7 protein-coding genes are annotated in these 6,968 nt (G+C 63.2%); 2 read left to right on the top strand and 5 right to left on the bottom strand.

What is annotated here, in order from left to right:
- The 5 genes from IC50_RS14775 to IC50_RS14755 all read right to left on the bottom strand — a co-directional run.
- The coding region (locus IC50_RS14775; protein WP_035705605.1) for an ATP-binding cassette domain-containing protein at positions 1 to 1,323 on the bottom strand (1,323 nt) is incomplete at its 3' end.
- Positions 1,320 to 2,270: a branched-chain amino acid ABC transporter permease gene (locus IC50_RS14770; protein WP_063826468.1), complete on the bottom strand. Its 951-nt coding sequence runs from the start codon at positions 2,268 to 2,270 to the stop codon at positions 1,320 to 1,322. The genes IC50_RS14775 and IC50_RS14770, both read right to left, overlap by 4 nt.
- The gene (locus IC50_RS14765; RefSeq protein ID WP_035705603.1) at positions 2,267 to 3,136 is read right to left on the bottom strand and encodes a branched-chain amino acid ABC transporter permease; all 870 of its coding nucleotides are present in this window, start codon (positions 3,134 to 3,136) and stop codon (positions 2,267 to 2,269) included. The genes IC50_RS14770 and IC50_RS14765 overlap by 4 nt, the downstream gene beginning before the upstream one ends.
- A 16-nt stretch (positions 3,137 to 3,152) precedes the next feature.
- Positions 3,153 to 3,767 carry a hypothetical protein gene (locus IC50_RS14760; RefSeq protein WP_035705600.1) on the bottom strand — a complete coding sequence of 205 codons (615 nt, stop codon included), beginning with the start codon at positions 3,765 to 3,767 and terminating at the stop codon, positions 3,153 to 3,155.
- A gap of 23 nt (positions 3,768 to 3,790) precedes the next feature.
- A complete protein-coding gene (locus tag IC50_RS14755) occupies positions 3,791 to 5,155 on the bottom strand; it encodes an aromatic ring-hydroxylating dioxygenase subunit alpha (RefSeq protein ID WP_035705644.1) in 1,365 nt (454 codons plus the stop codon).
- Between the two features lie 215 nt (positions 5,156 to 5,370).
- On the opposite strand from IC50_RS14755, the gene IC50_RS14750 reads away from it, so the two are divergent.
- Together IC50_RS14750 and IC50_RS39125 are read left to right on the top strand one after the other, a co-directional pair.
- Entirely contained in the window at positions 5,371 to 6,330 is a 960-nt protein-coding gene (locus IC50_RS14750) for a LysR family transcriptional regulator (RefSeq protein WP_050990997.1), read from the top strand.
- Positions 6,327 to 6,896, top strand: a complete 570-nt coding sequence (locus IC50_RS39125; RefSeq protein ID WP_081492443.1) for a DUF488 domain-containing protein — start codon at positions 6,327 to 6,329, stop codon at positions 6,894 to 6,896. The genes IC50_RS14750 and IC50_RS39125 overlap by 4 nt, the downstream gene beginning before the upstream one ends.
- The last annotated feature ends 72 nt before the right edge of the window (positions 6,897 to 6,968 follow it).

Here is a 6,968-nt window from a genome sequence, read left to right as displayed (position 1 = left end):
CAGCAGCCGCGGCTCGGCCATCAGCGCGCGACCGATCGCCAGCATCTGTTGCTGGCCGCCGCTCAGCGTGCCGGCGAGCTGGCTGCTGCGCTCCTTCAACAGCGGAAACAGCTGGTACACCGTCTCGAGCCGCTGTTCGAAATCGCGCCGTTCGCGGCCACCGGGCCAGACGATGTGGTGGAAGCCTCGCGAACGCCGCAGTGCGTAACGGCCGGAGGCCAGGTTCTGCAGTACCGTCAGCGACGAGAACAGCGCGCGCCCCTCCGGCACCAGACTGATGCCGTGGGCGACCCGCCGGTCCGCGCCGACGCGGCGCAGATCGGCGCCGTCGAAACTCAGGCGGTCGGCGCTGCTGGTCTCAACGCCGGCGACGGCGCGCAGCAGGCTGCTCTTGCCGGCGCCATTGGCGCCGACCAGCGCGACGATCTCGCCGCGGCCGACCGTCAGCGACGCACGATCCAGTGCCTTCAGCCCGCCGTAGCTGACCTGCATGCCGTCGATTTCCATCAGCGGCGAGGCGGCGAACACGCGCGCCGGTCTCAGCGCCGACGGCCCGACCGGGCGTCGTCCGAGATAAGCCTCGACCACCCGCCGATTGCTGCGCACCGCGGCCGGCTCGCCATTGGCGATGATGTGGCCCTGGTCGAGCACCAGGATTCGCCGTGCGATCCGGCTCACCAGCGGCATGTCGTGATCGATGAACAGGATCGTCTTGCCGGCCGCCGAGAGCGACAGGATGATATCGCCGAGAGCTCGCTTTTCGGGCTCGTTCAACCCGGCGCCGGGTTCGTCGAGCACCAGCATCCGGGCGCCGGACGCCAGCACGCGCGCGATCCCCAGCAGCCGGCGCTGACCCGCGGTCAGAACCGACGCCGGCTGATCGGCGAGCGCCGCGAGCCCGACCGCCTCGAGATGCGCGTCCGCCTGACGCCGAAGCTCGCCATGGTCGAGCAACGCCCGGCCCCGGCCGAGCATCGACGGCAACAGGCCGAGCCGATGGCCGGCGACGCCGCCGACCATGACGTTCTCGCGGACGGTAAGACGCTGGAACGGTTCGGCGGCCTGGAAGGTCCGTGCCAGGCCCTGCGCCACGACGCGGTGCGGCGCATCGCCGGTGATGTCGCGGCCGTCGAAGCGGACAGTTCCGGTCTGCGGCGTGATCTCGCCGGAGAGCACGTTGAGCAAGGTGGTCTTGCCGGCGCCGTTGGGCCCGATCAGCGCGACGAGTTCTCCGGACTCGACGTCGAAGCTGACGTCCGTGAGCGCCCGGAACGCGCCGAATCTCACCGAGGCCGCCTCGACCCTGAGCAGAGCTTCGGTCATGAGCGACGCTCCGCGGTCGAGGTGTGCATGGCCCGGCCGGCGAGCGAGGCGATGCCGCGCAGCAGGCCGTCGGGGCAGTAGATCACGCTGATCACCAGCAGCGCGCCGTAGGCGACGATGTCGTAGGCGCCGAGCGGCTTCAGCGCCTCGCCGATCAGGGTGATGAAGATCACGCCGAACAGCACGCCCCAGACGTCGGCGAAGCCGCCGATCGCCACCATCAGCAGCAGCTTGATCGAAAAGCCGACGTCGAACGGGCCGGGGCTGAGGTAGCCGATGTAGTGCGCGTAAAGGCCGCCGCCGAGGGCGCAGAACAGCCCGCTCACCATCATGATCAGGCGCTTGACCGATTTCACGTCGTTGCCGACCGAGCGCGCCGTGGCCTCGTTCTCCGAGATCGCCCGCATCGCCAGCCCGGTCGGCGACGCGACGAGGTTCTGGGCGCAGACGATCGCCGCGATGGTCACCAGCCAGATCACCGGCAGGATCGCGAAGTCGCTCGCCAACGGGACGCCGAACAAACTGAGCGGCGCGATTCCGGTCAGTCCGTCCGGTCCGCCGGTGACGCCGTGCATCTCGACAAGGCACACCTGAACGATGATGCCGAAGGCCAGCGTGGCCATCGCCAGGTAGTGTCCCTTGAGACGAAACACCAGCCAGCCGATCGCCCAGGCCAGCGCGGCGACCACCGCCGCCGACAGCACGATGTCGAGCCCGGCCGGCACGCCGAGCCATTTGCCGATCAGCGCGGCGCCGTAGGCGCCGAGTCCGTAGAACGCGGCGTGTCCGAGCGAGATCTGACCGGTATAGCCGGCGATCAGCGCGAGGCCGATCGCGGGCAGCGCCTGCAGGCCGATGATCACCATCAGGCTGACGAAATAGCCGTTGCCGGTGGCGGCGCAGGCGGCGATGCAGACGATCAGGGCTGGAATGCGCCAGTTCATCATCCGCGTACCCGCTCGTATTCGCCGAGCAGGCCGCCCGGCCTGAACAGCAGGAAGCCCAGCAGCAGCGCGAAGGCGATCGCGTTCTTGTAGCCCGAACTGACGTAGCCGGCGGAAAAAGCCTCGAGCACGCCGAGCACGAGGCCGCCCACCGCGGCGCCAATCGGGCCGCCGAAGCCGCCGACGATGCAGGCGACGAAACCCTTGATGCCGAGCTGAAGGCCGGTGTCGTATTGCGTCAGCGCGATCGGCGCCACCACGATTCCCGCGATCGCTCCCAGTGCGCCGGACATCACGAAGCCGACGAGGCTCATTGTCTCGACCTTCATGCCGACGAGACGCGCGGCAAACGGATTCATCGCGCAGGCACGAAACATCTGGCCAAGATATGTTCTTCGAAAAAGCAGATCGAGGGCCACCATTGCAACAATGGCCGTTCCGAGCACCCACAGCGACTGCGGCATCACCGTCGCGCCGAATACATGGATCAGCTGCTCGCCCGAGAACGCGGGCATCGGCTGCGCATCGGTGCCCCAGACGATCGCCGCCAGCCCCTGCAGTACCACGCCGACGCCGATGGTGACGATGATGCCGCGCATCACGTCGCCCCGGACCGGCCTGATCGCACTGCGCTCGATCAGCAACGCCACCGCGCAGGTGATCACGATGGCGAGCAGGATCGCGAGCCACAGCGGCGCGCCCGCGGCCTGGATCGCGATCGCGCTCATCGCACCGACCATCGCGAAGTCACCTTGCGCGAAATTGACGATGCCGGTGACGTTGTAGATACAGGTGAATCCGACCCCAATCAGCCCGTAGATGCTGCCGACCACCAGTCCGCTGATGAGAAACTGCAATGCGTCGGACATCGGCCCTCCTCGCGCCTCAGACTTCCATCCAGGATTCGGAAAAGGCGAGAAACGCTGTGCTCTTGCGCGTCCCGGCGAAATCCCGCTGCATCACCTTGCCGGCGAGCGGCCGGCCGTTGATCGTCACCGATCCGCCGGCGGCGTCGAGGAACAGGCTGTACATTTGATGGAGCTTGGTCGGGCCGTTCTCGGCCGGCATGTCGACCGCGTAGGCGGCGCCGAGATCCTTCCAAGTCGCGACAACCTCCAGTTCCTTGCTGCGAACGATCTCGGAATAGGTCGACAACGTGCTGCCTTCGCGCCGGCATTCGATCATAGGCAGATGCGTGAGGGCCTGGATACCTGGAGAGACACGGAAAGACGCGAACTTCGAGAAGAACTCGTCAATCAGGTAACGTGCCAGTGGCTCGTTATCGCTGATACAGAAGTTCGCGACCTCCGGATAACCTTGCGCGAGCCCAGGCTTGTCGAGCACGACGATGCCGCTACCCATGCCATGCGCGGAATACACGATCCGGAAGAAGCACATCAGGCCGGTCCACGGACCATCCTGACTATCCTTCAGATAGATACCGGGATTTTCGCCGGTCCAGGCCACCTTGCCAGGATGAATGGGACTTTTGCTCGACACGCGCTTCTCCTTACTCGCTTGGATCAGGCCGCGGCCTGCGACACCACGGACTGCTCGTAAGCCAGCAGCATGTCGCGCACGGCTGAGAGCCGTCCGTCGGAGCCGTGATGATCACCCTCGACGACGATCTCGGTCACCCGGCGACCGATCTCCTCCTGCAGTTCGAGATCGTCGATGCCGGCAATGGGCGGTATCGACAGGACGGTATCGTGGCAATAAGTCGGAATCAGCCCATTTGAGCGCAACGACGAAGCCGGCAGGTCCTCACCGGCGGCGAGCCTGCGGATATCCCGTCGCAGCAATTTTCTCAGCATCACGACGCCCTTGTCGCAATAGGTGAGATGCTCCAGTCCATGCCGCGCAATCGGCCGCTGCGAGACGATAGCATCGTAGTCGCCGGGCAGCCGTTGTCTCTCCTCGAACGAGGCGCCTGCGCCCTGTCCATAGAAGTCAACCTTTTCCAGACCGCACTCCTCCTCTTTGCCGATGCCGCGCGGATTGACCTCAGAGTGAAAGTGCCGCCAGCCGATGACCTTGCAAGTTGTGTTGTCGATCGGCGTCGTCCATCGCGTGATGCCGACGCGGCCGAACTGCTTGGCATCCTGGCCGTCTTCCCAGATGTGGCCGACCTGGGCGAGGTTCGGCATGAGAATATCGTTAGAGCGGACCCAGACCTTGTCTTTCCACCGCCGCGTGGTGACGTAAATCATGCCGGTTGGCGTCTCCACGAAGTCCATCACCGGGAGCTCGCCCCAGGTGTCGGAAAAGTGCGAGAAGGTGACGCGCGTGTGGAGAAACACTGCGTGCGCGGGGTCCATCACGTTTTCCTGCACTTGAAGCCAATTGCAGGGATAGGTGATGCAGTAAGGAACGAGTTTGTCGCCCGGATATTCGTAGCTATCGTAGATCGGAAATTCGGGAATGCTGGCCGGCGGGCCGAAATAGCCGAAGATGAGACCCTTGTACTCCTTGCAAGGGTAGGCGCCGTGGAAAAGGCGATCCTTTAGGGCGCTGCCCGGAGGATCACCCGGCGTCTCCAATACGCGTCCGTCCACCCCGAACAGCCAGCCATGGTAGCAGCAACGCAGCCCCTCCTCCGTCGGTAGGCCGAACTCCAGTGACGTACCGCGGTGGCTGCAATGACGATCGAGGATGCCGTAGTCGCCTCTCGTGGTGCGGAAGACAACGAGATCCTCACCGAACATCCGAAATCCAAGCGGGACTTCGCCGACCTCGGAAGTCAAGGCGATCGGCTGCCAGTAGCGACGGAGCAACTCTCCGCCCGGCGACCCCTTCTCGACATGGGTCAGCTCCGCATTCTCGGCCGGTGTCTCCTGTTTGAGATATCCGCCAAAGGCCGTGGTGAGGAATTGCTTCTGCGCAACCATCGCGGGCTCCATGTCTTCCGGCGTCAAGACGCCGCGTCAAATTCGCCTCTCGACTATTGCCTTCAGCCTTGGTTCTGCCAATTATGATTACTTGTCGCTTTAGTTTGGTTTTCTTGAACTGCTTAGTTTCTCACGCGGAATGCCGAACAGAGCTGCAGAGTACTGCGCGAATGATGAGCAGATCAACGGGAGCAGCTCACTAAAAGGGAGCGGTCGTGAGTCCAGACAAGTATCAGGACAAGATCGAGGTCGGAGAAACCGTTCCAAAGCTGTCGCTGCGGCAACTCACCTACTTCCTTGCGACCGCTAACAACGAGAGCGTGTTGAGGGCAGCAGAAACACTCAACGTTTCATCCGCCTCGATCTCGACTGCCATCGCGCAGATGGAAGAGTTTCTCCAGGTCCAGCTCTTCATCCGCAGGCATGCCAGAGGGCTGGTGCTCACCTCCGCGGGCCAGGATCTGGCAGCGCATGCCCGTAACATCCTGCTCCACGCGCGCGAGATTGAATCCGTCGCACAACGCGGTCCCTACAAGGCGGTCGGAAGGCTCAACATCGGCTGCCTTACAAGCATCGCCCCCTATCTCATCCCACTCATCCTGAAGGAAGTTGCGGAGAAGCACCCCGAGATCCAACTGCGCTGGCGTGAGGACAAGCACGAGGCGCTGCTCGATGCATTGCACGGCGGCGGCTTTGATCTCATTATCGTGTATGACTACGATATTCCGACCACCGTACATGTCGCGCCATTGAGGCCGATGCCTGTGCAAGTGGTGCTGCCGTCGTCACACCCGCTCGCAGAAAGCCAGACGTGTTCATTGCAGGATCTGGTTGGACAACCCATGATACTGCTCGATCAGCCACGAACCCGTGACTATTTCCTGTCACTGTTCGGCAGCAAAGGCCTCAACCCAACGGTGGCTCACAAAAGCGAATCGTTCGAGATGGTGCGCAGCCTTGTTGCCAATGGCTTCGGATATACGCTGCTGAACTTCGTTCCTCCATACAATGTCGACGGCCATGGCCGCTTGGTTTCACGTCCCCTGGCTGACTTGGATCGCCCACAAAATCTCGTGCTTGGCAGGCTGTACCGTTTCCGGGCACCGAGACTCGTCGACGAGCTTTTCAAATCGATCAGTGCGGCCGTTCAGAACCTGCCGATCTCGGCGACATGACCGGCGCATTGCTGACCAATCCGATCTTTACGGTTGGACACTCCAGCAGATCGGGTGCCGAATTCATCGAAGTGCTGCGTTCGGCGGACATTCTGACGCTGGTCGATGTGCGCAGATTTCCTGGATCGCGGCGACACCCTCATTTCAGCATCGGACCCTTGAGAGAGGCGCTCGCATCAGTCGGCATTGCTTATCACCATCTTCCCGATCTTGGCGGCTATCGCGAGCGGACGGACGCCCCGCCCCTTCGTCTCAATGACGGCTGGCCCGAAGGATTTCTTCGGAGCTATGCCGACTACGCCAGGAGCCCTCCCTTCCGAGCCGCACTTGATCGCCTTCACCAGCTGTCTGCGCGGCAGACGGTCCTGATGTGCGCAGAAAGGCAATGGACGGATTGCCATCGGCAAATCATTGCGGACTACCTGCTCACGGCTGGCCACAGAGTGGTCCATCTGCTGGACTCAACGACCCGCGAAGAGGGACGTCTTACCCCATTTGCCGAGCCTCATCCGGATGGAACAATCTGCTACCCCGCCAGTCCAGGACAACTTCTTTTCGAATTCTGATCGTGAGCCTCCATCATTTCAGCGCAACCTGCGCGATCCTGGCGGCCAACCGATTGCTCTCCTCAGAGGGGT

The sequence above is a fragment of the Bradyrhizobium genomosp. I (2014) genome (genome assembly GCF_000261685.1).
GTDB lineage: Bacteria > Pseudomonadota > Alphaproteobacteria > Rhizobiales > Xanthobacteraceae > Bradyrhizobium.
Note: the sequence above shows the minus strand (reverse complement) of the source record. Positions and strands in the feature narration are given on the sequence as shown.